Here is a 24,770-nt window from a genome sequence, read left to right on the forward strand (position 1 = left end):
TCATTCGCGATGCGGCAGTCCAGTCGATAGACATCAATGACTATACCGGCCTCGCGAATGAATTCGCTCCCACGGTTAAACAGGTAAGCAGGTGAATCTCGGTGTGGCTCTTTACTCCGCGTCTTCGTGCGGCTCCCAATCCCGCGTGCGCTCGACCGCCTTGCGCCAGCCGGCATAGAGCTTTTCCTTCTCCGCTTCGTCGCATTGAGGTTCGAATTTGCGCTCTATCACGGCTTTATCCTTGAGCTCATCAAGCCCGCTCCAGAAACCGATCGCCAGACCCGCCAAATAGGCCGCGCCCAATGCGGTGGTCTCGCGCATTTTCGGACGTTCCACTTGGGTGCCGAGAATGTCCGCCTGGAACTGCATGAGAAAGTTGTTCGCCACCGCGCCGCCGTCCACACGCAGCGCCTTGAGCGGTTCGGCTGCGTCCTGCTGCATGGCATCGAGCACGTCGCGGGTCTGGTAGGCAATCGACTCCAGCGCGGCGCGGATGATGTGGTCGACTTTCACGCCACGGGTCAGGCCGAACAGCGCGCCCCGTGCGTAGGGGTCCCAATACGGCGCCCCAAGACCGGTGAACGCCGGGACCAGATACACTCCGTTGCTGTTCTTCACCTTGGTGGCGAAATATTCGGTGTCCATTGAATCGTTGACGATCTTCAGCTCGTCACGCAGCCACTGCACGGTCGAGCCGCCGTTGAACACCGCGCCTTCCAGCGCATAGGCCACTTCGCCTCGCGGGCCGCAGCCGATGGTGGTCAATAAGCCGTGGTTCGACTTGACCGCCTTTTTGCCGGTGTTCATCAGCAGGAAACAGCCGGTGCCATAAGTGTTTTTGGCCTGGCCGGGTTCCACGCACATCTGGCCGAACAGCGCCGATTGCTGATCGCCCGCAATACCGGCGATGGCGATGCCGCTCTTGCTGTGGCCGTAGACCTCTGAAGAGGATTTCACTTCCGGGAGCATTTCTCGCGGCACGTCGAGCACGTCCAGCATCCGCTGGTCCCACTCCAGGGTGTGGATGTTGAACATCATGGTGCGCGATGCGTTGGTGTAATCGGTAACGTGAACCTTGCCGCCGGTGAATTTCCAGATCAGCCAGCTATCGACCGTGCCAAACAGCAGCTCGCCACGCCGGGCGCGTTCGCGGCTGCCTTCGACGTGATCGAGAATCCACTTCAATTTGCTGCCGGAAAAGTACGGGTCGATCACCAGACCGGTGGTTTCCCTAATGTAGTCCTCAAGCCCATCGCGCTTGAGCTGTTGGCAGATTTCGGTACTGCGGCGGCATTGCCAGACAACGGCATTGTAGATCGGCCGACCGGTGTCCTTTTCCCAGACGACCGTAGTCTCGCGCTGGTTGGTGATGCCAATGGCAGCTATCTGGTTGTGATGCAGGTTTGCCTGGGCCAGAACCTTGGTCATGCAGGCGGTCTGGGTGGCGAAGATTTCCATCGGGTCATGCTCGACCCAGCCGGGCTGCGGGTAATGCTGAACGAACTCGCTCTGGGCGCTACTCACCACGTTCGCATCCCGGTCGAAGATGATCGCGCGTGAGCTGGTCGTACCTTGATCGAGGGCGATGATGTAGTTCTTGTTGTCTGTCATGTCAATTGCCTGGTGATAAAGCGGGTATCCGGGAACGGCCATCAGTCTACGTGCGAAAGCGCGTCAGGAGCGCCGATACGTCTCGCCGAAAGCTCGATATTCGTATTCGAAAAAATATAGACGTAAACGAACATTGTCAAAGGTCGAAAATGAACGGCTTTCTCTTATTTCGTCCATTTCAATGACTTTAGCCATCCGCTCGGCGAACGCAGGCGTTTCGAATACAGATGGCCTAAAGTAACGGCAGCTAACGAGAAACATCCTGGTCGCCTGGAGTGCTGCATGACCCCCGCATTGGATTTACTGAAAAAAGTTCGCGCCGAACACCGTGTGCACAGTTATGAACATGATCCCAAGGCCGCTTCCTACGGTCTGGAAGCTGCGGAAAAGCTGAATTTGCAGCCTGCTCAAGTGTTCAAGACGTTGTTGGCGAGCACTGAAAAGGGCGAGTTGCTGGTGGCCGTGGTACCGGTCGTGGGATCGCTGGACCTCAAGGCGTTGGCGCAAGCGGCTGGTGTGAAGAAAACGGAAATGGCTCACCCGGCTGCCGCGCAACGTGCGACGGGTTATTTGTTGGGCGGCATTAGTCCGCTGGGACAGAAAAAAAGACTGCGAACTTTCATTGACGAGTCTGCTCAACCGTTCGCGACGATTTTTGTCAGCGCTGGTCGACGCGGGCTTGAGGTCGAACTGCCGGCCGCGGTACTTGCAGAACACACTCGTGGGACTTTTGCGCAGATTGGCCGTGAATGATCCGAAGGCGTCGCCGGAAATGCCCGAGCCGTTCATACAGCGATAATTGGCAGTGACTATCCGCAGCAACCGGAGAGGGCGCTGCCGAACAATAACGATTGGGGACGCCTTCCATGCAGCTTGAATTTCATCAGGTCGACGCTTTCAGTGATCGACCGTTCGCAGGTAACCCGGCGATGGTCTATCGCCTTGATACCTGGCTGTCGGATGAGCTGATGCAGCGCATCGCGACGGAACACAACCTGTCCGAAACCGCCTTTGTCGTGCGCGAGGCTCAGGGTTGGCATATCCGCTGGTTCACCCCGACCAATGAAGTGCCGCTGTGCGGGCATGCGACCCTGGCGAGCGCGTTTGTGCTGTTTGAGAAATATGGCGAGGCGTCCGAGAACATCGAGTTTTTCAGCAAGTCGGGCGCATTGAGCGTGACGCGTGAAAATGGCCGGCTGCTGCTGGATTTTCCCGCCATGCCGCCGAGTGAGGTGGGGGTCACCGTCGATATCGAGCGCGCGCTGAATACCGAAGTGGTGGATGTGCTGGGTTCGGCGGAACTGCTCGTGGTGCTGGAATCCGAACAGGCGGTTCGTGAATGCACACCCGATTTCGCCGCCATTGCCCGGTTGCCCTGGCCTGGCGTGATCGTGACCGCCAAGGGCGATGGTGAACACTACGATTTCGTCTCTCGGTATTTCGCGCCGGCGATTGGCATTCCCGAAGACCCGGTGACCGGCTCGACCCACTGCAGCCTGATTCCCTATTGGTCAGCGCGTTTGAACAAGTTCAGCCTCACCGCGCATCAGAGCTCGGCACGAGGTGGGGAATTGTTCTGTCGTCTGGAAGGGGACCGGGTGAAGATCGGCGGCTATGCGACGCTGGTGGCAAGTGGGGTGTTGACGCTGGGCGGAGCGTGAGGTTTGTGGCTGGATATATGACCTGTGGGAGCAAATTCATTCGCGATGAATAGCTATCTGTCGAGTGTACCGGCCTCTCGCGAATGAATTCGCTCCCACACAGACAGGTGTCAGCAGACCCACACGTGATCTGTCAGTGATGCACCGGCGCCTTACACTCCGCCGGGAACAGCGCCAGATGCTCGGCAACCACTTGAATACCCACCTCATTCCCCAAACGCAAATCCACATGGCTTGGGAGCAGTGCTTGCAACTGGATATCAGCCGCCAGTTGCAACCGATACAACGACACAGCGCCCTGGAATGTCTTGCTCAAGACCCGGGCCTTGAGCGGGCTGTCTGGCGCATAGGCGATAGCGTCCGGTCGCAGGAGCACATGCACCGACGTCCCGGCAGCGACTGCATAGACGCTGTTGACCTGCAGCCTGCCGAGTTCGGTCTGCACCCAGGCGCCGTCAATCGACCGCCCCGGAATGAAATAGCCCTGACCAATGAAACTGGCGACGTAGGGCGTGGCCGGCTTGTGATACAGGTTGTAAGGCGTATCCCACTGCTCCAGACGACCTGCCTGGAACACGCCCACCTGATCGCTGACCGCGAAGGCTTCTTCCTGATCGTGGGTCACCAGAATGGCGCTGGTGCCGCGGGCCTTGAGAATGTCCCGCACTTCATGGCTCAGACGCCGACGCAGTTCGCCATCGAGGTTGGAGAAGGGCTCGTCGAGCAACAGCAGTTGCGGTTCCGGTGCCAAAGCGCGAGCCAGGGCCACGCGCTGCTGCTGACCGCCGGAAAGTTCATGGGGATGACGCTTGCCCAGCGCACCGAGATTGACCAACTCCAGCATCTCTCCGACCACCTGAGCCAGGCGCGGATGGTTGCGGATGCCGAAAGCAATGTTGTCGGCCACTGTCAGGTGCGGGAACAGCGCATAATCCTGAAACACCATGCCGATCCGGCGCTTCTCCGGTGCAAGGGTAAAGCCGGCTCTGGAAATGACTTCTCCCGCCAGCACGATCTCGCCTTCATGCACCGGTTCGAAACCGGCGATGGCACGCAGCGTCGTGGTTTTGCCACAGCCGGAAGAACCGAGCAAACAGCCGATGTCGCCAGCGTTGAGGTGCAGATTCAGGCTCTGTACCACGCGTTGATCCTGATAGCCGCAAGCGAGGTCATGCAGTTTCAGCAGCAACGGCTCACTCATGCCGGTCTGTAGGCCGGCGCGACGAGAAATTCCAGCAGGGCCTTCTGCGCATGCAGGCGGTTTTCGGCCTGATCCCAGGCGACCGAGCGCGCGTCGTCAAGCAGGTCTCCGCTGATTTCTTCGCCACGGTGCGCCGGCAGGCAGTGCATGAATAGGACGTCATCGGCGGCCAGGTCGAGCAACTCACGGGTGACCTGGAACGGCTTGAACAGCGCGATGCGCTTGGCGGCTTCCTCTTCCTGGCCCATGGAGGTCCAGACGTCAGTGCTGATCAGATGAGCGCCTTTGACGGCTTCATGTGGATCGCGAGTGAGCGTCACACGATCACCGGCCAGCGCGAGGAAGTGCGGATTGGGTTCATAGCCTTCCGGGCAGGCGACGCGCAATTTGAAGTCGTACTGGATCGCGGCTTCTATATAGCTGTTGCACATGTTATTGCCGTCGCCGATCCAGGCCACGGTCTTGCCTTTGATCGAGCCGCGGTGCTCCAGGAAGGTTTGCATGTCCGCCAGCAATTGGCACGGGTGCAGATCGTCAGACAGGCCGTTGATCACCGGCACGCGAGAGTGGGCGGCAAATTCGGTGAGGTTGCTGTGGGCGAACGTGCGGATCATCACTGCATCGACCATGCGCGACATGACGCGCGCACCGTCGGCAATCGGCTCGCCACGGCCCAATTGGGTGTCCCGAGGCGACAGGAAGATGGCCTGCCCGCCGAGTTGAATCATTCCGGCTTCGAACGAAACTCGCGTCCGAGTCGAAGATTTCTCGAAGATCATCGCCAGCACCCGGCCTCTTAGCGGCTCGAACAGCACGCCGCGATTTCGCAGGTCCTTCAGCTCAATGCCTCGACGGATCACGCCGCCGAGTTCATCTGGCGTGTAATCCATCATCGAGAGAAAGTGCCTTGCGCTCATCATTAACTACCTTGTCTGCAACAGACCGCAGATCCTCAAAGCCGGGTTTTATCGGGAAAACGGGCGAGACCTGCGGCAAAAAGCCGCTCGGGGCGACGAATAGGGAAGGCGCGAGGGTATAAGAAAATGTCGCCTCGTGCCAAGGCCCGGTGTGTTTGAAAATGACGGTCAGACGTCCGGTAGCGTCAAAGTGATGCGTTCTAGACGCTTTTCATGTAACGAAGTGCTACAGTTTCGTACATTGCGACGGCAGTTCGCCATCCCCGCCCGGCTAGACGGGCGAAGGTTGTACACCGCCCAGACAGGGGCTGGCAATTACTGCCGATTCTGCAACAGTTTCAAAATGCTGCTGAACCTTATGCGACATACTTCACGCCGCGCAAACCCGAGCGTTTCTTAAACCAGTGGCGTGAGTTATAAAGGCCGCTTATGTCCTCCTGAAGGGGTGGGGAATGGATTCAAAAGAGAAACAATTGACGGAACTGCTCGGGCTCACGGCTCGTACCCTCACGCACCTCACCGCTTCCATGACATCGATGTCGTTCGAGCTGATGCGCAGTGAAGACGAAGTAACCCGCTCTGCCGGCCGCCGCATGATCGATCGCATGGCGACCATCAGTTCTGGTCTGGACGATCACTGGCGTCTGATCGGTGAGCTGACCGGCGTGCAGGTGTCCCAGGAGCAGGTCGAGACCGTCCACGAGATCCAGCTGCAGCGCAAGGTCGTCACGCCCATTGGTGGCTCGGCTTCCTGATACCTTCGTTAGCGTTCAGGTGAGCTATCGGCTCACCTGATGCTGTCCGATTCACGGTACTGACGTTTCTGGCGAAGTGTACGACAGCCTCCATAGTTTTGTTTCCGCGATCACACCGATCGCCATACAAAAACATGAGACTGGCGATGACCAAGACTCTTCACCACCGTGCCTGTCATCTGTGCGAGGCCATCTGCGGCCTGACCATCGAGACCACCCTTGAAGACGACGCCTCGGTGCGCATCAGCTCGATCAAGGGTGATCCGCAAGACACGTTCAGCCGCGGGCATATCTGCCCGAAGGCGGTGGCCTTGCAGGACATTCAGGATGATCCCGATCGCCTTCGCCAGCCCATGCGCCGAATTGGCAGTGAGTGGCACCCGGTCCCGTGGCAGGAGGCGTTCGATCTGGTGGCTGAGCGTCTGACCGACATCCAGCAGCGTCACGGGCAGAACGCGGTCGCGGTCTACCAGGGAAACCCGAGCGTCCATAACTACGGGTTGATGACCCACAGCAATTATTTCCTGGGCCAACTGAAGACCCGCAATCGTTTCTCGGCGACGTCGGTGGATCAGCTTCCGCATCACCTGACCAGCTACCTGATGTACGGCCACGGCCTGCTGCTGCCGATTGCCGACATCGATCACACAGACTTCATGCTGATCCTCGGCGGCAACCCGTTGGCGTCCAACGGCAGCATCATGACCGTGCCCGACGTGGAAAAACGCCTGAAGGCAATTCAGGCTCGTGGCGGCAAGGTCGTGGTGGTCGATCCGCGACGCAGCGAAACAGCGGCGATCGCCAATAAACATGTGTTCATCCGGCCTGGTGGTGACGCTGCGTTGCTGCTCGGTCTCTTGCACACGCTATTTGCCGAGGGCCTGACCCGCGACAGTCACTTGCCAGTCGACGGCCTTGAAGAAGTACGCGCGGCCATCGCGCATATGAATCCCGAGGCGATGAGCTTGCGTTGCGGCGTCCCGGCCGAGCAGATTCGGCAACTGGCGCGGGACTTCGCCAACGCCGAAAGTGCAGTGTGTTACGGGCGCATGGGAATTTCCACGCAAGCGTTTGGCACCTTGTGTCATTGGCTGGTGCAGCTAATCAACCTGGTCACCGGCAACCTTGATCGTGTGGGTGGCGCGTTGTGCACCGAGCCGGCGCTGGATCTGGTGGCGTCGACCTCCGGCGGCGGATTCAACCGCTGGCAGAGCCGCGTTTCCGCGCTGCCAGAGTACGGCGGCGAGTTGCCAGTGTCGGCACTGGCCGAAGAGATGCTCACCGATGGCGAAGGGCAGGTCAGGGCGTTGATCACCGTGGCAGGCAACCCGGTGCTGTCGACCCCTAACGGCCGCAGGTTGGATGAGGCGCTCGACGGGCTGGAGTTCATGGTCAGCGTCGACCTGTACATCAACGAAACCACGCGCCATGCCGATCTGATCCTGCCGTCCACCTCGGCGCTGGAAAACGACCACTACGACACCACGTTCAATATGTTCGCGGTGCGCAACGTAACCCGCTTCAACCGCGCGATCCTCGGCAAACCTGATGGTGCTTTGCATGACTGGGAGATCTTCGTCGGTCTGGCCAACGCGTTTGCCAGGAAAGCCGAGCGGGAATTGAAGCCGACCCTCTCGCCCGCGCAGATGGTTGATCGTGGACTGCGGGCCGGGCTCTACGGCGATGGATCAGAATTCAAATTGTCACTGGAAACACTGTACAACCATCCGCATGGGCTGGATCTAGGCGCCCTCAAGCCCAATCTGGCATCGCGCTTGCGAACCGCCAATCAACGCGTACAGGCCGCGCCGGAAGTGATCCTGGCCGACTTGGTACGCTTTGCTACGGCAGTCTTGCCGCGAGCCGACGAATTGGTGCTGATCGGGCGACGTCACGTGCGCAGCAATAACTCGTGGATGCACAACTATCACCGTCTGGTGAAGGGCAAGCCGCGCCATCATTTGCTGATGCATCCGAACGACCTTGCGAGTCGCGGTTTGAGCGACGGCCAGCGGGTTCGCGTGAGTTCTAGGGTGGGGATGATCGAGGTAGAGGTAATGGGCAGCAGCGACATGATGCCTGGTGTTGTCAGCTTGCCTCACGGCTGGGGGCATGCTCGCCCCGGCGTGCAAATGGACATTGCCCGCGGTCAGCCGGGGGTGAGCGCCAATGACTTGACCGACGAACGGCAGATGGACGCTGTGTCCGGCAACGCTGTGCTTAACGGGGTGCCGGTGACTGTCGCGGCGGCATGACGCTCATCATATTTATCGAATCGACTAAAGCCAAGCCCGAGCGTTACGCTCGGGAATCGGTTAGAATGCGCCACCGTGTCGACTCATACAGTCGTAAAGTTAAGCCGAGGTGCTCCATGGATATCATCGAAACGATCAAAGACCAGATTGCCAATAACACCGTTCTGCTTTACATGAAAGGCGCTCCGAATGCCCCGCAGTGCGGCTTCTCGGCCAAGGCGTCCCAAGCATTGATGGCGTGTGGCGAAAAGTTCGCGTACGTCGATATTCTGCAGAACCCGGAAATCCGTGCAAACCTGCCGAAGTACGCTAACTGGCCGACATTCCCGCAGCTGTGGGTTGATGGTGAGCTGGTTGGCGGCAGCGACATCATCGTAGAAATGCAAGCTGATGGCTCGCTGCAGAAGCTGGTCAAGGAAGCGGTAGAGAAGAACGCAACGGCCTGATTGGGCGGTTGACGAAAAAGCCCCGGTCTTTTGGAGATTCGGGGTTTTTTTATGGGCATGGTTTTTTGGGGGGCTTGGGTTGGCGCTGGGATCGCGTATGAAAAGTAATGCGGCTGGGGCTAACGCCCTTCGCGTCCAGATGCCGAGTGCGATTATTCGCTGTAGCCGATCTACTGTAAGAGCCGGCTTGCTGGCGAATGCGGAGTGTCAAACAACGCATCTGCGCCTGCCCCATCACATTCGCCAGCAAGCCAGCTCCTACAGGTTTTGCGGCGTACGAAGATTTTGCGCGTGAGCACAATCCGGTAGCAGTCGCCTTGCGAACGGCAGCGATCTCACCAATACCCCCCGGCGGCAAGCCGTGCTGCTACGCCTTTTTTTACGCGATAGTCCAAACACCTGCCGAACGCAACCTGGGTGCAGGCCGATCACACGCGGTGCGCACAGCTTCGACCGGCATGAATGCCGCGAGAGCGCTGTCAGGACAAGGGGCTGTGGCGCGGGGCCCACGGAGCTAAGCCTGCGTGAGGGAACCCGACGAAGGAGGGCCAAATCAGGAGCAAGCACCCCTGATTACCTGGGGGTGGTCCGGCATTCCGGATTTTCCAGGCAACTTGCCGAAGGCAGAACCAATATCAACAAACCCACGACCCCCGATACAAAAAAGCCCCGCCTGACTCAACACCAGGCGGGGCTTTTTGTGGGGCGAAGGCTGAATCAGTCTTCTTCACCCATCTGCGATTGCAGGTAGTTCTCGATGCCGACCTTGTCGATCAGACCCAACTGCGTTTCCAGCCAGTCGATATGCTCTTCCTCGGATTCGAGAATGTCTTCCAGCAGCTCGCGGCTGCCGAAATCGCCTACAGTTTCGCAGTGAGCGATCGCTGCTTTCAGATCCGCATGACCTTTGCGCTCGATCTTCAGATCGCACTCCAGCATTTCCTTGGTGTGCTCGCCGATCAGGATCTTGCCCAGGTCCTGCAGGTTTGGCAGGCCTTCCAAAAACAGGATGCGCTTGATCAACTTGTCAGCGTGTTTCATCTCGTCAATGGATTCGTGGTACTCGTGCTTGCCCAGCTTGTTCAGACCCCAATCTTCATACATGCGCGCATGCAGAAAGTACTGGTTGATCGCGACCAGCTCGTTTCCGAGGATCTTGTTGAGATGCTGGATGACTGTAATGTCGCCTTTCATGATCGAGGTCCTGTCGAAAGATGTTCATATATAGGCCGCAAGTCTGGGCCTCCTATAAACACCTGTCAAACCTAAGTTATTGAATAATAAGTGAAAATAAATAGGAATAAGAATGTTTGTGTTCCGCATCTTATCCCTAAGCACTTGAATTACAGGCATAAAAAAACCGGACACTGGGTCCGGTTCCTTGGAATACGATGAATCAGGCGGCAGAAAATTCCGCGGGATAGGCGAGGGCGGAGTGAGAAGTTTGTAGTTCAGTCAGGGTTTCACGCACCACTTCCTTCGCAAGGCAGGCACATTTCCCACATTTACTGGCGACACCCAAGGTCTCGCGCACTTCACGATAGCTACAGCATCCTTCCATGATTGCTTCGCGGATCTGTCCGTCGGTGACACCTTGGCAGAGGCAGACATACATAAATAAGGACCGTCGCTGAGTTATTTGCTCATGTGCGACGGATACTAATGTTAATGAGAATGCTTGTCAAAACTACTTCCTGAACATCAGATGCAGCCCGATGAGTGGTTGTTCAACGCGTGTGTTCCGAGCAGCAGTCATGCTACTTGGCTTGGCAGATTCCTTGTCCGCACGAACCTGTAGGCCCAGCCTTGCTGGCGAAAGCGGCGTGTCAGCCAAGTCGAGTCATCTGACACAACATGCTCGTCCAATCGCGGCCCGCTGCAAGCCGGCCCTGCAAATGATGCGTGCGAAACCGCAGCAATGCATGCCTGGGCAAAACGAGGGTAAAAAAAAACCGGCCACATGGACCGGTTCTCTCAGCGCTAACAGACCTCAATCGTCGAAGTCGTGCCAGCCGCCCATTTCTTTCCAGCGGTTCACGATCCCGCAGAACAACTCGGCGGTCTTCTCGGTGTCGTAGCGAGCCGAGTGGGCTTCACGCCCGTCGAAATCGATGTCCGCCGACTGGCATGCCTTGGCCAGCACAGTCTGACCGTAGGCCAGACCCGCCAGGGTAGCGGTATCGAAACTGGAGAACGGATGAAACGGGTTACGCTTCATGTCCAGCCGCGCGACGGCAGCGTTGAGGAAGCCCAAGTCGAAACTGGCATTGTGCCCGACCAGAATCGCCCGTTTACAGCCATTGGCCTTCAACGCCTTGCGTACGCCACGGAAGATGTCGTTCAGCGCTGTCTCTTCGCTCACCGCCATGCGCAGCGGATGATCAAGCTTGATGCCAGTGAACTCCAGCGCCGCCGCTTCGATGTTCGCCCCTTCGAATGGCTCCACACGGAAGAAATAGGTGTGTTCCGGAAACACGAAGCCTTTTTCGTCCATGCCGATGGTGGTCGCTGCAATTTCCAGCAAAGCATCGGTAGCTGAGTTGAACCCACCGGTTTCTACGTCGACAACGACCGGCAGATAGCCGCGAAAGCGCGCTGCCATTGGATGTCTGGAGCCTGTACCGCCGCCAGAGCCTTCCTGTTCGTCGTCGTAATGGTCTTCACTCACGCGTGTTCCTCCAGCAGGCGCCAGCGCAGTTTCTCACCGGCGCGCAGCGGGATTACGGACAGCTCACCGAATGGCAGGCTGGCAGGGACGGTCCATTCTTCACGAACCAGGGTGATGGTCTCGGTGTTGGCTGGCAGGCCGTAGAACGCCGGGCCATTGAGGCTGGCAAAACCTTCCAGCTTGTCCAGCGCGTTGCGGTGTTCGAATGCTTCAGCGTACAGCTCGATGGCCGCGAAGGCTGTGTAGCAGCCGGCGCAACCGCATGCGGCTTCCTTGGCGTGCTGCGCGTGAGGCGCCGAGTCGGTGCCCAGGAAAAACTTGCTGTTGCCGCTGGTGGCGGCGTCCAGCAGGGCGACCTGATGGGTATTGCGCTTGAGGATCGGCAGGCAATAGAAGTGCGGACGAATACCGCCAACCAACATGTGATTGCGGTTGTACAGCAGGTGATGCGCGGTGATGGTCGCGCCGACGTTAGCCGAAGCCTCGTTGACGAACTGCACGGCATCGGCGGTGGTGATGTGTTCGAACACCACTTTGAGTGTCGGGAAACGCTCGACCACGCGGCGCATGTGTTCGTCGATAAAGATTTTCTCGCGATCGAACACGTCGATGTCGCCGCGGGTCACTTCGCCGTGGATCAACAGCGGCATGCCAACTTCGGCCATCGCTTCGAGCACCGGGAAGATCTTGTCGATACTGGTCACGCCGGAGTCGGAGTTGGTGGTGGCGCCGGCCGGGTACAGCTTGGCGGCGTACACGAAGCCGCTGGCCTTGGCGGCGCGGATGTCTTCGGGCTGAGTGATGTCGGTGAGGTAAAGCACCATCAAAGGCTCGAAGCGGCTGCCTTGCGGGCGAGCGGCGAGGATGCGCTGACGATAGGCATCGGCTTGCTCCGCGTTGCGTACCGGCGGCACGAGGTTCGGCATGATGATGGCGCGGCTAAAGGTGCGCGCAACGTCAGCGACGGTATGGGGCAGAACGGCGCCATCACGAAGATGGATATGCCAGTCGTCGGGGCGCAGGAGGGTCAGGCGGTCGGACATTGGGGGATTCCAGGCGGGCAAACTCGCTGGGAATGCTACCGGAAAAGACTCATCCAGGCACTCGCTATCAAGTTTTGTAGGAAGTTACCGATAGACACGTGTAAGCGATAAATTTGTTACGCGGTGAATTTTTTTGTGGAGCCTCCCGTGCGCCAACGATATCTAGCCATGCTCAGCGTGTTTGCCAGCCTGCCGGCCATGGCTCTCACATTCCAGACGCGTCTGGAGAACATTGAGTGGAAGGTAGAAGGCGACCAGTTCGAATGCCGTTTAAGCCAGTCAGTTACCGATTTCGGCGCGGGCGAATTCGTGCGTCGCGCGGGTGAGCAGGCGACTTTCCGACTAAAGGCCACCGGCTACAGCCTGGCGTCGGGGTCGGCGACCTTGATTGCTGCCGCGGCGCCATGGCAGCCAGGCAGGGGCGATCTCAACCTGGGCGCGGTGAAAGTCGGCAATGGAGAAATTCCTTTCAACACCAACCAGGCGCAGGCCGGACGGCTGATCGCCGGTTTGATGGAAGGCCGCAGCCCGGTGATCCGCCATGCCTCGCGCGATGGCGGGGCTATGGAAGTCCGCCTGCTGCCGGTCAAGTTCACCAAGGCGTATGGCGACTTTCAGCAATGCACCGCCAAACTGCTCCCCATGAACTTCGAGCAGGTACGTCAGGCCGAAATCGGCTTTCCCGGCGGGGGCATCGATCTGGATGCCCGTGCCAGGCGTCGGCTCGATACGGTGTTGGCTTATATGAAGGCAGACCCGAGCGTCAATCGCGTCGAACTGGACGGGCATTCCGACAACAGCGGCAACCGTTTGACCAACCGCGATCTGTCGCGCCGTCGTGCGCTGGCGGTCATGGACTACCTCAAGGCGCAAGGCGTGCCTGAAGAGCAGATCACTGTGCGCTTCCATGGCGAGCAGTATCCGCTGGTGGCTAATACCAACAACGCCAATCGCGCGCGCAACCGTCGAGTGAACATCCATCTCGACCGCGTCGCCAAGCAGTCACCTGCCGTCGCGCCAACAGCAGTTCCGGCGCCTGACCCAGCCCCTGTTTCGGCTCCGATTCCAGCCGCCGCCCCCGCGCCAGTACCTGCCGTCCCCGCGCCAAAGGCTTCCTGAGCGTCATTTCGATAGTCGTGTGTTTGACAGATTCTGTCGCTTCGTCGTCAGAAGCTGTCGCGACACTGTAAATTCACGTGTTTGAACGGTAGAATCAGCGGTTTTCCGTACAACGCGTTGGAGTGATGGCATGGCGGACGTTAACAAGGTAGTTCTCGCGTATTCCGGTGGCCTGGATACTTCGGTAATCCTCAAGTGGCTGCAGGATACGTACAACTGTGAAGTGGTGACTTTTACCGCTGACCTGGGTCAGGGCGAGGAAGTCGAGCCAGCACGCGCCAAGGCGCAAGCCATGGGCGTGAAAGAGATCTACATCGACGATCTGCGCGAAGAATTCGTGCGTGATTTCGTATTCCCGATGTTCCGCGCCAACACCGTCTACGAAGGCGAGTACCTGCTGGGTACCTCCATCGCACGTCCTCTGATCGCCAAGCGCCTGATCGAAATCGCCAACGAAACCGGCGCTGACGCCATTTCCCACGGCGCAACCGGCAAAGGTAACGACCAGGTTCGCTTCGAACTGGGCGCTTACGCCCTTAAGCCAGGCGTGAAAGTGATTGCTCCCTGGCGTGAGTGGGACCTGCTGTCCCGTGAGAAACTGATGGATTACGCCGAGAAGCACGCGATCCCGATCGAGCGTCACGGCAAGAAAAAATCCCCGTACTCGATGGACGCCAACCTGTTGCACATCTCCTATGAAGGCGGCGTGCTGGAAGACACCTGGACCGAGCACGAAGAAGACATGTGGCGCTGGACCGTTTCGCCGGAAAACGCTCCAGACAAGCCGCAATATCTGGAGCTGACCTACCGCAACGGCGACATTATTGCGCTGGACGGCGTCGAAATGACCCCGGCCACTGTACTGGCGACCCTGAACCGTATCGGTGGCGAGCACGGTATTGGCCGTCTGGACATCGTTGAAAACCGCTATGTCGGCATGAAGTCCCGCGGCTGCTACGAAACCCCAGGCGGCACCATCATGCTCAAGGCGCACCGTGCCATCGAGTCGATCACCTTGGACCGTGAAGTCGCTCACCTCAAAGACGAGCTGATGCCGAAATATGCCAGCCTCATCTACACCGGCTACTGGTGGAGCCCTGAGCGTCTGATGCTGCAACAGATGATCGATGCCTCCCAGGCCCACGTGAACGGTGTCGTCCGCCTGAAGTTGTATAAGGGCAACGTTATCGTCACCGGTCGCAAGTCCGACGATTCGCTGTTCGATGCCAACATCGCAACCTTCGAAGAAGACGGTGGTGCTTACAACCAGGCAGACGCCGCAGGCTTCATCAAGCTCAACGCCCTGCGCATGCGCATTGCCGCGAACAAGAACCGCAAGTTGTTCTAATCGCAGTAGTGACTCTAAGGTTCTGACGCGCTCAGGTGCAGTCCCGTCCGGGACTGCACCTTTAATCTATTCCTTTGCTGTTTTGTTCGAGGCTGATCAAGCCTGTAGAGCCCCGCTGCACTTGTCGCGCGCCGGTTCTTCAGTGACAGTCGCATTCATTGAAGGTTGCCCCGGCCTTTGCCGCGTGTGTAAACAGCAGCGCGAAGAGCCTGTTTGCTTCACGGATCGGGCACGTCGGAAAGCGAATGAGCCAGAGAGTCGAAGATGGACGCATTGTTGAATTCGAAGCGGTATGCCTTACCGATATTCCAGACATCTCTCACACTGAGATCCAGCAATTGGGCTATTTCGGGCACTGTATAGCCGAGCGTGGAATAGTGCATCGCATGGCCCGCAACGGTGTCATCGATCGCCGGCGTATCACGGCTGCGCGCCATTCGTGATTTCCTGACTGGCCGGCTGTAAAGAATCTTTAATCCGTTCTCATTGGCCAGGCGTTTGATTTCCTTGCGGTTCATTCGCAGCGAGTACTGAAGTGCCGACACGCCGGCGCCTTTGGCTACCAGGCCCTTGAGCTGCTCTATCTTCGCGCTTAGCAGCGCGTCGGCATTGGCTTGCGGCGTGCTTTTCTCGGCTTCAAGAGCTGTGTCACCTGTCTCTCCTTCCGGCACGACGTTGATGACACCGCCTTGGGCGACGTATTCCTCTATGGCCTCAGCTAGTTGAAGGGGAGGATTATCGATTGCTGAAGAAACCCCTGCTTTTTTAGTCATGGTTTATTCCTTTGAACATGTTGATATATACGACACGCCATCGGGCCGAATTCCTTGATCAAATGAGTGTTCCGCGCCGGGCAGGGTATGTTCATTTCAGCCGAACCCGGCTCACGCTTGAAGTCCAGGCAAAGAAGTAAGAAACCGATAGTGACAGGCATCAATTAAATAATTGATGACGTTGAAGAATTATAGTTGCCAAAATTGAGCGGCTGGTTGAAGAAAAAAGTAACGATTGAGAATAGGTTTGGCAAGTAAAAAATCAAATTTCTCTGATTTGTTTTTGTTGTTGTTTTGAAGTCTTACATGCGCGAGCTTAAGGTCTGTTAGTGTTGTAGTATTTTTCTGCTTTGGAGGAAGTTTACTGGATTTACAGCGCGGGATAGTATTACGTGAAAGTCGGAAGAGCCATCACTAATCCGAGCTAATAAGACTATCACTTTAATTTTATGTTCTGATAATTATATTTTGGTCAATTGCAGGGCTCTCCCATGCTCTTGTGCCGTGCCTGGGTAGCCCACCAAAGGACCTCATCGCTGGCAAATTCAGGTGTCTAGGAATGGTCCGAATGTCCTGTAGGAGCATTCGCGAAATATATATATATGGAAAATCTTCTTTTTTAATGTGTATTTTTTCAACAACGCCACTGACCTTTAGGGCGGGTTGTAATTTGCAATGTTTTATGATTGATACTGTATGGCATGTCTGACAGATCAGCTTATTCTGAAGGCGAAAACTTCATGTAGGACAATGCCTCGCCAATAGCCCGACGCAGCGATACCTTGATGAGGGAGGTATAGCTTACTCAAACGTATTAACTGCTGGGTCGGCGCAAGTCAGTCAAGCGGCCCGGAATATACTCATAGGAGGGTATTTGATCCGGCTGGTTAGCGCAGCGAGGCATAAGGGTTGGTGCCAAGACAGGATGTATTGATTAGTTTCAGCACTTTCAAGGATTGTGAATTCAGATTTTTCGACAGGCTCACCGGGTCTTCGTTGTCCCAGGAAAATTGATGACAGGCCTGAAAGTGAAGGCGGATAAGGCGGGTTTTGTAGGATCTTTCTGTTGCTTAAGTGGGAAAGGTCTCTGCCTGCCATTCTGCGGGGAGGAGCGCCATGCAAAGCACTAAACGACTAAGCTATTGTGCGGGCTCTGAAAAATTCGAACAGCTAAAGAATGGACTGCACATGAATAAAGTGTTGATCGTGGATGATCACCCTGTCATTCGGCTTGCCGTACGCATGCTGATGGAACGGCACGGTTATGAAGTCATTGCGGAGACGGACAACGGAGTCGATGCGCTGCAACTGGCCCGTGAGCATCTGCCCGATATCGTCATTCTGGACATTGGCATTCCCAAGCTCGATGGTCTGGAGGTTATTGCACGACTCACGGCGATGACGCTGCCTTTCAAGGTACTGATCCTGACATCACAGGCGCCCGGGCATTTTTCGATGCGCTGCATGCAGGCCGGTGCGGCAGGCTATGTCTGCAAGCAGCAAGATCTGACCGAGCTGTTGAGCGCCATCAAGGCGGTGCTGTCTGGATACAGCTATTTCCCCAATCAGGCGCTGCATACCGTGCGTTCGAGCCTGGGCAACGCCAGTGAGGCGGAAATGGTCGATCGGCTATCGGGGCGGGAGATGATGGTCCTACAGCAATTGGCCCGGGGAAAGACCAACAAGGAAATTGCCGATGGAATGTTTCTGAGCAATAAAACGGTGAGTACCTATAAAACGCGCTTGCTCCTGAAACTCAACGCTCATTCGCTGGTTGATCTCATTGAACTCGCACAACGCAACGGGCTGGTTTGAAGAGTCAGGCATACGCCGGGGCCGATGTCACCTTGATCGAAATTTCGCAGGTTGTTTCAATTGAATTCACGCCGACAGGCTAAAGCCTCTCAAGTTAAGAGAGGCTTTGAACGGAGGGCTCATCAAAGGTCGAAATCGTAGTCTGCCAATTGCTTTTGCAGGCGACGTTCTTCCAGCAGGTTGTCGATGGTGCGGCGCTTGCTGAGATTGGTCTTCGCAGTTTCTACGGGTACTTGCGCGGCTTCGTCGGAGTCTCCGGAAACGAAGTCGTCATCTGCGTCGATCTGCTCTTTGTCAGTGCTCATTAACGTTGACTCCAGCTTAGGCTGTCTTTGGCGCACCTTATAGCGACAAACCTCGGCTGGGTAAAAAAGATTTTTTCAATCGATCAGTCGAGAGAAATCCTATCGCTCAATCGTCTGAGGTTTTTTCCTTGTATTCGCAGAGGTCTTCGATCCTGCAGCTGCCACAGCGGGGTTTGCGAGCCACGCAAACATAGCGGCCGTGGAGAATCAGCCAGTGATGGGCGTCCAGCAGGTAGTCCTTCGGAACGAACTTCATCAGCTTGTTTTCAACTTCGATGACGTTCTTGCCGGGGGCGATTCCCGTCCGGTTGCTGACCCGGAAAATGTGCGTGTCCACGGCCATGGCCAACTGCCGAAACGCGGTGTTCAGCACGACATTCGCAGTTTTGCGACCCACGCCCGGCAGGGCTTCCAATGCCTCACGCGTCTGCGGCACCTCACCGCCATGAAGTTCAATGAGCATCCGGCAGGTTTCGATCACGTTCTTGGCTTTGCTGTTGTAAAGGCCGATGGTCCTGATGTAGTCCGAGAGACCTTCGACACCCAGTGCGTAGATGGCTTGCGGAGTGTTGGCGATCGGGTACAGCCGCGCTGTGGCCTTGTTGACGCTGACATCGGTGGCTTGGGCCGAAAGGATTACCGCAATCAATAGTTCGAAGGGGCTGCTGTAGGACAATTCGGTTTTGGGGTCGGGATTGTCCTCGTGAAGACGACGAAAGATTTCCAGACGTTTGGCTGCATTCATGAAGTGCGCTTTCCCTGAGAAACGGTCAGATCGTGTGGGGCTTCGAGCCTGATGGCTGGGGTCGGTAAGTTTACGTGTCTTCAAGAGCGCATAGCGCTTGTTCAGCTTGGCTGACCTCATCGCTCAAGGCCGCAATCTGTTCAGGCGGCAGTCCTGCAGTCTGAGCCTTCTTCAATGCAGCACGGCGCATGGCCAACTGGATCTTCGCCCGATTCAGCGCTGCCTTGTCCGGCTTTGCTATCGCTTCGGTCTTAACGCCTGTCTCTACTGCCGATGGGAGATGGGCGGGGGCTGTCTCCTGAAGCGCCGTCAGCGTGTGCTCAGCCTCGTCGAGCTCCCTCTGCAGCTCAACCAAACGCGCTGCCTGCTCCGCAATAGGCGGATGACCGAAGGCTTTAAGTGACTTGTTCAGCTGTGCACGGCTCATTGTGACGTTGATGCGGGCCTGCTTGAGTGCAGCGTCACTGTCAGCGGCTTTCTGTACGCGAACCCGATCCAGGGCTGCATGAACTGCGTCTACCTGAGTTGGCACCGGCGTATCTGGCTTGTGTTGACGTGCAAGACGTTCGGCCTGCCGTTGCTGCTCTTCAGCCTCCAAGCGGGCATTGCGGGCTTCGAAACGCTGGCGTGCGTGGCCACGTTTGGCGGCTCGCGCCATTCGTTGCGCCTCATCGAATACCAACCCACCCACAATCGGCACCACGGCGGGTGACGGCAGGGGCAGCATGTCAATGCAATCAACCGGGCAGGGCGCGACGCAAAGGTCGCATCCGGTGCATTCGTCGATGATCACGGTATGCATCAGCTTGGCGGCGCCCACGATGGCATCCACTGGGCAGGCCTGGATGCATTTGGTGCAGCCGATGCATTCTGCCTCGCGAATGAATGCCACCTGAGCCGGCGCGCTGCCACGTTCGGTGTCCAGGGGAATGAGAGGCACGTTCAGAAGGTGCGACAAAGCGGCGAGGGTTTCATCGCCGCCAGGAGGGCATTTGTTGATCGCTTCGCCACTGGCTATGCCTTCGGCGTAAGGCTTGCAGCCGGGATGGCCGCATTTGCCACATTGGGTTTGCGGCAACAGGGCGTCGATGCGCTGAATCAGGTTCATGCTTTGACCAGTGGCCGACGATCCAGAGGATTGTCGGCCACGCTCGCGGTTACTTGATACGCTGGCCCGGCTTGGCGCCGCTGTCAGGGCTAAGCAGGTAGATCTCTTCGCCACCTGGACCTGCGGCCATCACCATGCCCTCGGAAATGCCGAAGCGCATTTTCCGTGGTTTGAGGTTGGCAATCATCATGGTCAGACGACCTTCCAGCTCGGCGGGGTTCGGGTACGCACTCTTGATGCCAGAGAACACATTGCGCTTCTCGTCGCCGATATCCAGGGTCAGGCGCAACAGCTTGTCAGCGCCTTCGACGTGTTCTGCTTTCTCGATCAGCGCGACGCGCAGGTCGATAGCGGCAAAGGCATCGAAGTCGATTTCCGGCGACAACGGATCCTTGGTCAACTCGCCATTGCCCTGGGCTGCGCCGGTATCGGTGGCGCTGGCTGCCAGGTCTTCTTTTGATGCGTTGGTCATGGCTTCCACCTTGGCTGGGTCGATGCGGGTCATCAGCGCCTGGAACGGGTTCAACTGATGATTGCTGAGCAGGGTCAGGTGATCGTTCCAGGTCAGAGGAGCGACGTTGAGAAACTGCTCGGCGTCGGCCGCCAGATTCGGCAGTACCGGTTTGAGGAAGATCACCAACTGGCGGAACAGGTTGATGCCCAGCGCGCAGATCGCCTGAACTTCGTCCTGCTTGCCTTCCTGTTTAGCCAGTGACCACGGCGCTTTATCTGCGATCCACGCGTTGGCACGGTCGGCCAGCGCCATGATTTCGCGCATGGCGCGGGCAAAATCTCTGGCTTCATAGGCCTCGGCGATGCTCGGCGCGGCCGCGAGGAAAGCCTCGGTCAGTTCCGGCGCGGCATTGCCATCCACCAACACACCTGCATTGGCCTTATGAATGAACCCAGCGCAGCGGCTGGCGATATTGACCACCTTGCCGATCAGGTCGGAGTTGACCTTCTGCACGAAATCTTCGAGGTTCAGGTCCAGATCGTCCACGCCACGGCCCAACTTGGCTGCGTAGTAATAGCGCAGGTATTCCGGCGAAAGGTGCTCAAGGTAAGTGCGCGCCTTGATGAAGGTGCCGCGGGACTTGGACATCTTCTGGCCATTGACGGTCAGGTAGCCGTGGACGTTGATACCGTTTGGCTTACGGAAACCCGAGCCTTCAAGCATCGCTGGCCAGAACAACGCATGGAAATTGACGATGTCCTTGCCGATGAAGTGATACAGCTCGGCGGTCGAATCCTGGTTCCAGAACGCGTCGAATTCCAGACCCGGCGTGCGATCGCACAGGTTCTTGAAGCTGGCCATGTAGCCGATCGGTGCATCCAGCCAGACGTAGAAATACTTGCCTGGCTCCCCCGGAATCTCGAAACCGAAATACGGCGCGTCGCGGGAGATGTCCCACTGCTGCAGGCCGGAGTCCAGCCACTCGGAAAGCTTGTTCGCCACGGCGTCCTGCAGAGTGCCGCTGCGGGTCCAGCTTTTCAGCATGGCATCGAAGGCAGGCAGGTCGAAGAAGAAATGCTTGGAGTCCTTAAGCACCGGGGTCGCGCCGGAAATCGCCGATTTCGGATCTTTCAGGTCGGTCGGTGCATAAGTGGCGCCGCACTTCTCGCAGTTATCGCCGTACTGGTCCTCGGTGCCGCATTTCGGGCAGGTGCCCTTGATGAAGCGGTCGGCCAGGAACATTTTCTTTTCCGGGTCGAAATACTGGGTCACCGAACGCGTGGCAATGTGCCCGGCGTCGCGCAGGCGGGTGTAGATCAGGCTCGACAGCTCGCGGTTTTCTTCGGAGTGGGTCGAGTGGAAGTTGTCGAAGTTCACCAGGAAGTCGGCAAAGTCGGCGCTGTGTTCGGCCTGGACGTTGGCGATCAGTTGCTCCGGGGTGATGCCTTCCTTTTCCGCACGCAGCATGATTGCCGAGCCGTGGGCGTCGTCTGCGCACACATAGATGCACTGATTGCCGCGGTGCTTCTGAAAGCGCACCCACATGTCGGTCTGGATGTACTCGAGCATGTGGCCAAGGTGGATGGAACCATTGGCATAGGGCAGGGCGCTGGTGACGAGAATTTTGCGTGGCTCGGACATGGGGCTCGGCTACTTGAAGTGAAACGGAGGTCGGCCACTATAAAGGTCTGAGCGTTTTTTTTCATCCCGCAGATTGTGGCGCGCAGGATTCCTGCAGCAGTCCGCCGAGCCGGCGGTGGCGGTCGCGAAATCCCACCGACGGCAAGCTCAACGTACTGAAAGCTCTCACCGCTGTAAAACCCACCCCCCTCTGATCCGGCGAACGCGGTAGGATAGCCGCCTGTTTTGCTCAGTCTTTTTCGGGAGTGACCCATGAGCGCTGTGAATCGCGCAACGGTGGAAGCCGTCCTTCGCCAGTACACCGATCCTTATTTGAACCAAGACCCGGTCAGTGCCGGTTGTGTACGTGCCATCGATATCGAGGGTGAGCGCGTCAACGTGCAACTGGAACTGGGTTATGCCGCTGATCTGTTCAAGAACGGTTGGGCCCAGACGCTGCAAATGGCTATCGAAGGCCTGGACGGGGTTTCTTCCGCCAAGGTCCAGGTAAACACGCTGATCACCGCGCACAAGGCTCAGGGGCAGATTCCGGGGCTGGCCAACGTCAAGAACATCGTCGCCGTAGCGTCGGGTAAGGGCGGCGTGGGCAAATCCACCACTGCAGCCAACCTCGCGCTGGCGCTTTCCCGCGAAGGCGCGCGCGTCGGTATTCTCGACGCAGACATCTATGGCCCGAGCCAGGGGGTGATGTTCGGCATTGCAGAAGGTACTCGGCCAAAGGTCAAGGACCAGAAATGGTTCGTGCCGATCGAGGCCCACGGCATCGAAGTGATGTCGATGGCCTTCCTGACCGACGACAACACACCGATGGTCTGGCGCGGGCCGATGGTCTCTGGCGCCCTGCTACAGCTCATTACCCAGACCGCCTGGAATGACTTGGATTATCTGGTCATCGACATGCCACCCGGCACCGGCGACATTCAGCTGACTCTGGCGCAGAAGGTCCCGGTCGCAGGCGCCGTTATCGTCACTACCCCACAGGATCTGGCATTGCTGGATGCGAAAAAAGGCGTGGAAATGTTCCGTAAGGTCAACATTCCAGTGCTGGGCGTGGTGGAAAACATGGCGGTTCACATTTGCTCGAACTGTGGCCATGCCGAGCATCTGTTCGGTGAGGGCGGTGGGGAGAAGTTGGCGTCGCAGTACGGCGTGGAGCTGCTGGCTTCACTGCCGCTGTCGATGTTGATTCGCGAACAGGCCGATGGCGGCAAGCCAACGGCTATTGCCGAGCCCGAGAGTCAGATTGCGATGGTCTATCAGGAACTGGCCCGCCACGTGGGCGCGCGGATCGTATTGCAGGAAGCAGCTTCGCCCGCGATGCCGAACATTTCCATCAGCGACGATTGATGCGTGATACCCCGGCCAGCGGCGACGCTGGCCGGCGGATCCACGACAGCGTTTCCAGAAAGAACGAAAAACCTGCAGGCATAAAAAAACCCCGCTTTTGAGGGCGGGGTCTTTCAAGCGATTCAGTACAAGTTAGATAACTTGAACTTCTTCAGCTTGCATGCCTTTCTGACCGCGGGTAGCGATGAAAGAAACCTGTTGGCCTTCTTTCAGGCTTTTGAAGCCGTCGGATTGGATAGCTTTGAAGTGAACGAACAGGTCGTCACCGGATTGTGGAGTGATGAAGCCGAAGCCTTTTTCATCGTTGAACCACTTAACGGTACCGGTTTGGCGATTAGACATGGTGTATCTCCTTGGACAAAGTTAACTGCGACTCAGGAAGAACCCTGGCCGAGACTGAGTGCAAAGAGCAGGAAAAATTCTTGGAGATGGTTGGATCGAAATTCAACATCGTGTAGAGATTCTCAGTGACACAAGCAACACAGTGGACCCACCTTAACCGTTTTTTAGGAATGTGCCAATGGGCATGTCCCGTTTATTTCGACAGACGGGGAAAAGCACGCGATGCGGGCTATGCGCAGTCTTTGAACCCGGAGCCTTCGCCCGGTAAGATGCCGGACATCTTTTTTCACCTCGCTATTCAGGACACCGCCATGAGCATCAAATCGGACAAGTGGATTCGCCGCATGGCGCAAGAGCACGGCATGATCGAGCCCTTCGTGGAACGCCAGATGCGCGGCGAGGGCGCCGACCGTTTGATTTCCTTCGGCGTCTCCAGCTATGGCTACGACGTACGATGTGCCGACGAATTCAAGGTGTTCACCAACATCAATTCGGCGACCGTCGATCCGAAGAATTTCGATGAAAAGAGCTTTGTCGACATCAAAAGCGACGTTTGTATCATCCCGCCCAACTCCTTCGCGCTGGCCCGTACCGTCGAATATTTCCGCATCCCGCGCAATGTCCTAACCATCTGCCTGGGCAAAAGCACCTATGCGCGCTGCGGCATCATCGTCAACGTGACCCCTCTGGAACCGGAGTGGGAAGGCCACGTGACGCTGGAGTTCTCGAACACCACCACGCTGCCGGCGAAAATCTACGCCAATGAAGGCGTCGCACAGATGCTATTCCTAGAATCCGACGAAGAATGCGAAGTGTCCTACAAGGACCGTGGCGGCAAGTACCAGGGTCAACGCGGCGTCACCCTTCCGCGCACCTGATTGCACCGTTGGTCATTTCGAAACTGAATTAGTCGCGAAAACCGCACTCTATTGACTGAACTGTTCCCATCCGCACTATGCGGATGGGGCCAAAGCTCAGGAGTGCCCTATGAAGAGACAAATCAATACCAGCAGCAAGGAAGCCGACCCCGGACAGAATCAGGTCGGGTTGCTGGCGTGGTCGCTGTTAGCGCATCCCCATTTGAACAACATGGTTGCGGGTGGCATTCCAGGCCAACCAAATCCTGATACTCCTAATGAATTCCCTCAGCCCGAAGAGCCAGGCGAACCCACGTTGCCTGACGAGCCACCTCCTGCTCCTGTCGCCTGACTCCCGA

General features: G+C 57.4%; 24 protein-coding genes. 11 read left to right on the top strand and 13 right to left on the bottom strand.

From position 1 onward, the window contains the following. Positions 1–111: 111 nt before the first annotated feature. Positions 112–1,611, bottom strand: a complete 1,500-nt coding sequence (glpK, locus tag ACRER8_RS15940; RefSeq protein WP_431747199.1) for a glycerol kinase GlpK — start codon at positions 1,609–1,611, stop codon at positions 112–114. A gap of 282 nt (positions 1,612–1,893) precedes the next feature. Between glpK and ybaK the strand changes: the two genes are divergently transcribed. Together ybaK and ACRER8_RS15950 are read left to right on the top strand one after the other, a co-directional pair. Then, positions 1,894–2,364 (top strand): Cys-tRNA(Pro) deacylase, encoded by a 471-nt coding sequence (gene ybaK, locus ACRER8_RS15945; RefSeq protein WP_431747200.1) that lies wholly within the window; start codon positions 1,894–1,896, stop codon positions 2,362–2,364. A gap of 113 nt (positions 2,365–2,477) precedes the next feature. Further along, a complete protein-coding gene (locus tag ACRER8_RS15950; protein ID WP_431747201.1) occupies positions 2,478–3,272 on the top strand; it encodes a PhzF family phenazine biosynthesis protein in 795 nt (264 codons plus the stop codon). Positions 3,273–3,405: 133 nt separating this feature from the next. Here the strand turns inward: ACRER8_RS15950 and ACRER8_RS15955 are convergent, their stop codons facing one another. Continuing rightward, complete coding sequence (locus ACRER8_RS15955; protein WP_431747202.1) at positions 3,406–4,473, bottom strand: ABC transporter ATP-binding protein; 1,068 nt, start codon at positions 4,471–4,473, stop codon at positions 3,406–3,408. Next, positions 4,470–5,390, bottom strand: coding sequence for an ornithine carbamoyltransferase (argF, locus tag ACRER8_RS15960; RefSeq protein ID WP_431747203.1), 921 nt, complete (start codon positions 5,388–5,390; stop codon positions 4,470–4,472). The genes ACRER8_RS15955 and argF overlap by 4 nt, the downstream gene beginning before the upstream one ends. Positions 5,391–5,842: 452 nt before the next feature. Here argF and ACRER8_RS15965 point away from each other — a divergent pair, with 452 nt between their 5' ends. The 3 genes from ACRER8_RS15965 (at position 5,843) to grxD (ending at position 8,846) form a co-directional block, all read left to right on the top strand. Continuing rightward, complete coding sequence (locus ACRER8_RS15965) at positions 5,843–6,145, top strand: hypothetical protein (RefSeq protein WP_431747204.1); 303 nt, start codon at positions 5,843–5,845, stop codon at positions 6,143–6,145. A 146-nt stretch (positions 6,146–6,291) separates the two neighbouring features. Next, positions 6,292–8,400 (top strand): molybdopterin oxidoreductase family protein, encoded by a 2,109-nt coding sequence (locus ACRER8_RS15970; protein ID WP_431747205.1) that lies wholly within the window; start codon positions 6,292–6,294, stop codon positions 8,398–8,400. Positions 8,401–8,516: 116 nt separating this feature from the next. Further along, positions 8,517–8,846, top strand: a complete 330-nt coding sequence (grxD, locus tag ACRER8_RS15975; protein WP_431747206.1) for a Grx4 family monothiol glutaredoxin — start codon at positions 8,517–8,519, stop codon at positions 8,844–8,846. Between the two features lie 717 nt (positions 8,847–9,563). Here grxD and bfr read toward each other — a convergent pair. The 4 genes from bfr to pyrC form a co-directional block, all read right to left on the bottom strand. After that, positions 9,564–10,040 (bottom strand): bacterioferritin, encoded by a 477-nt coding sequence (bfr, locus tag ACRER8_RS15980; protein WP_296178727.1) that lies wholly within the window; start codon positions 10,038–10,040, stop codon positions 9,564–9,566. A 202-nt stretch (positions 10,041–10,242) separates the two neighbouring features. Next, a complete protein-coding gene (locus ACRER8_RS15985) occupies positions 10,243–10,461 on the bottom strand; it encodes a bacterioferritin-associated ferredoxin (RefSeq protein ID WP_431747207.1) in 219 nt (72 codons plus the stop codon). Positions 10,462–10,836: 375 nt separating this feature from the next. Beyond that, positions 10,837–11,514: a ribonuclease T gene (rnt, locus tag ACRER8_RS15990; RefSeq protein WP_166593463.1), complete on the bottom strand. Its 678-nt coding sequence runs from the start codon at positions 11,512–11,514 to the stop codon at positions 10,837–10,839. Further along, complete coding sequence (gene pyrC, locus ACRER8_RS15995; RefSeq protein WP_431747208.1) at positions 11,511–12,557, bottom strand: dihydroorotase; 1,047 nt, start codon at positions 12,555–12,557, stop codon at positions 11,511–11,513. Before pyrC ends, rnt begins: the two co-directional genes overlap by 4 nt. Before the next feature lie 147 nt (positions 12,558–12,704). On the opposite strand from pyrC, the gene ACRER8_RS16000 reads away from it, so the two are divergent. Both ACRER8_RS16000 and ACRER8_RS16005 read left to right on the top strand, forming a co-directional pair. Further along, entirely contained in the window at positions 12,705–13,676 is a 972-nt protein-coding gene (locus ACRER8_RS16000; RefSeq protein ID WP_431747209.1) for a flagellar protein MotY, read from the top strand. 130 nt (positions 13,677–13,806) lie between these two features. Continuing rightward, positions 13,807–15,024: an argininosuccinate synthase gene (locus ACRER8_RS16005; protein WP_431747210.1), complete on the top strand. Its 1,218-nt coding sequence runs from the start codon at positions 13,807–13,809 to the stop codon at positions 15,022–15,024. 218 nt (positions 15,025–15,242) lie between these two features. Here ACRER8_RS16005 and ACRER8_RS16010 read toward each other — a convergent pair whose 3' ends face one another. Then, positions 15,243–15,797, bottom strand: coding sequence for a hypothetical protein (locus tag ACRER8_RS16010; RefSeq protein WP_431747211.1), 555 nt, complete (start codon positions 15,795–15,797; stop codon positions 15,243–15,245). Between the two features lie 1,188 nt (positions 15,798–16,985). Between ACRER8_RS16010 and ACRER8_RS16015 the strand changes: the two genes are divergently transcribed. Further along, the gene (locus ACRER8_RS16015) at positions 16,986–17,612 is read left to right on the top strand and encodes a response regulator transcription factor (protein ID WP_074753141.1); all 627 of its coding nucleotides are present in this window, start codon (positions 16,986–16,988) and stop codon (positions 17,610–17,612) included. Between the two features lie 122 nt (positions 17,613–17,734). On the opposite strand, the gene ACRER8_RS16020 is transcribed toward ACRER8_RS16015, so the two are convergent. The 4 genes from ACRER8_RS16020 to metG form a co-directional block, all read right to left on the bottom strand. Further along, positions 17,735–17,917 (bottom strand): PA3496 family putative envelope integrity protein, encoded by a 183-nt coding sequence (locus ACRER8_RS16020; protein ID WP_431747212.1) that lies wholly within the window; start codon positions 17,915–17,917, stop codon positions 17,735–17,737. Positions 17,918–18,023: 106 nt separating this feature from the next. Beyond that, positions 18,024–18,662 carry an endonuclease III gene (gene nth / locus ACRER8_RS16025; RefSeq protein ID WP_431747213.1) on the bottom strand — a complete coding sequence of 213 codons (639 nt, stop codon included), beginning with the start codon at positions 18,660–18,662 and terminating at the stop codon, positions 18,024–18,026. A gap of 70 nt (positions 18,663–18,732) precedes the next feature. Next, positions 18,733–19,770 (bottom strand): electron transport complex subunit RsxB, encoded by a 1,038-nt coding sequence (gene rsxB / locus ACRER8_RS16030; RefSeq protein ID WP_431747214.1) that lies wholly within the window; start codon positions 19,768–19,770, stop codon positions 18,733–18,735. A 49-nt stretch (positions 19,771–19,819) separates the two neighbouring features. Further along, the gene (gene metG / locus ACRER8_RS16035; protein WP_431747215.1) at positions 19,820–21,865 is read right to left on the bottom strand and encodes a methionine--tRNA ligase; all 2,046 of its coding nucleotides are present in this window, start codon (positions 21,863–21,865) and stop codon (positions 19,820–19,822) included. Between the two features lie 252 nt (positions 21,866–22,117). Between metG and apbC the strand changes: the two genes are divergently transcribed. Beyond that, positions 22,118–23,212 carry an iron-sulfur cluster carrier protein ApbC gene (gene apbC, locus ACRER8_RS16040; protein ID WP_431747216.1) on the top strand — a complete coding sequence of 365 codons (1,095 nt, stop codon included), beginning with the start codon at positions 22,118–22,120 and terminating at the stop codon, positions 23,210–23,212. 132 nt (positions 23,213–23,344) lie between these two features. Here apbC and ACRER8_RS16045 read toward each other — a convergent pair whose 3' ends face one another. After that, entirely contained in the window at positions 23,345–23,554 is a 210-nt protein-coding gene (locus ACRER8_RS16045; RefSeq protein WP_002554837.1) for a cold-shock protein, read from the bottom strand. A 311-nt stretch (positions 23,555–23,865) separates the two neighbouring features. On the opposite strand from ACRER8_RS16045, the gene dcd reads away from it, so the two are divergent. Next, positions 23,866–24,432, top strand: coding sequence for a dCTP deaminase (dcd, locus tag ACRER8_RS16050; RefSeq protein ID WP_017126297.1), 567 nt, complete (start codon positions 23,866–23,868; stop codon positions 24,430–24,432). 109 nt (positions 24,433–24,541) lie between these two features. Beyond that, positions 24,542–24,763 carry a hypothetical protein gene (locus ACRER8_RS16055; RefSeq protein ID WP_431747217.1) on the top strand — a complete coding sequence of 74 codons (222 nt, stop codon included), beginning with the start codon at positions 24,542–24,544 and terminating at the stop codon, positions 24,761–24,763. Positions 24,764–24,770 lie beyond the last annotated feature (7 nt).

It is taken from the genome of Pseudomonas sp. (assembly GCF_050739935.1).
Classification (GTDB): Bacteria; Pseudomonadota; Gammaproteobacteria; order Pseudomonadales; family Pseudomonadaceae; genus Aquipseudomonas.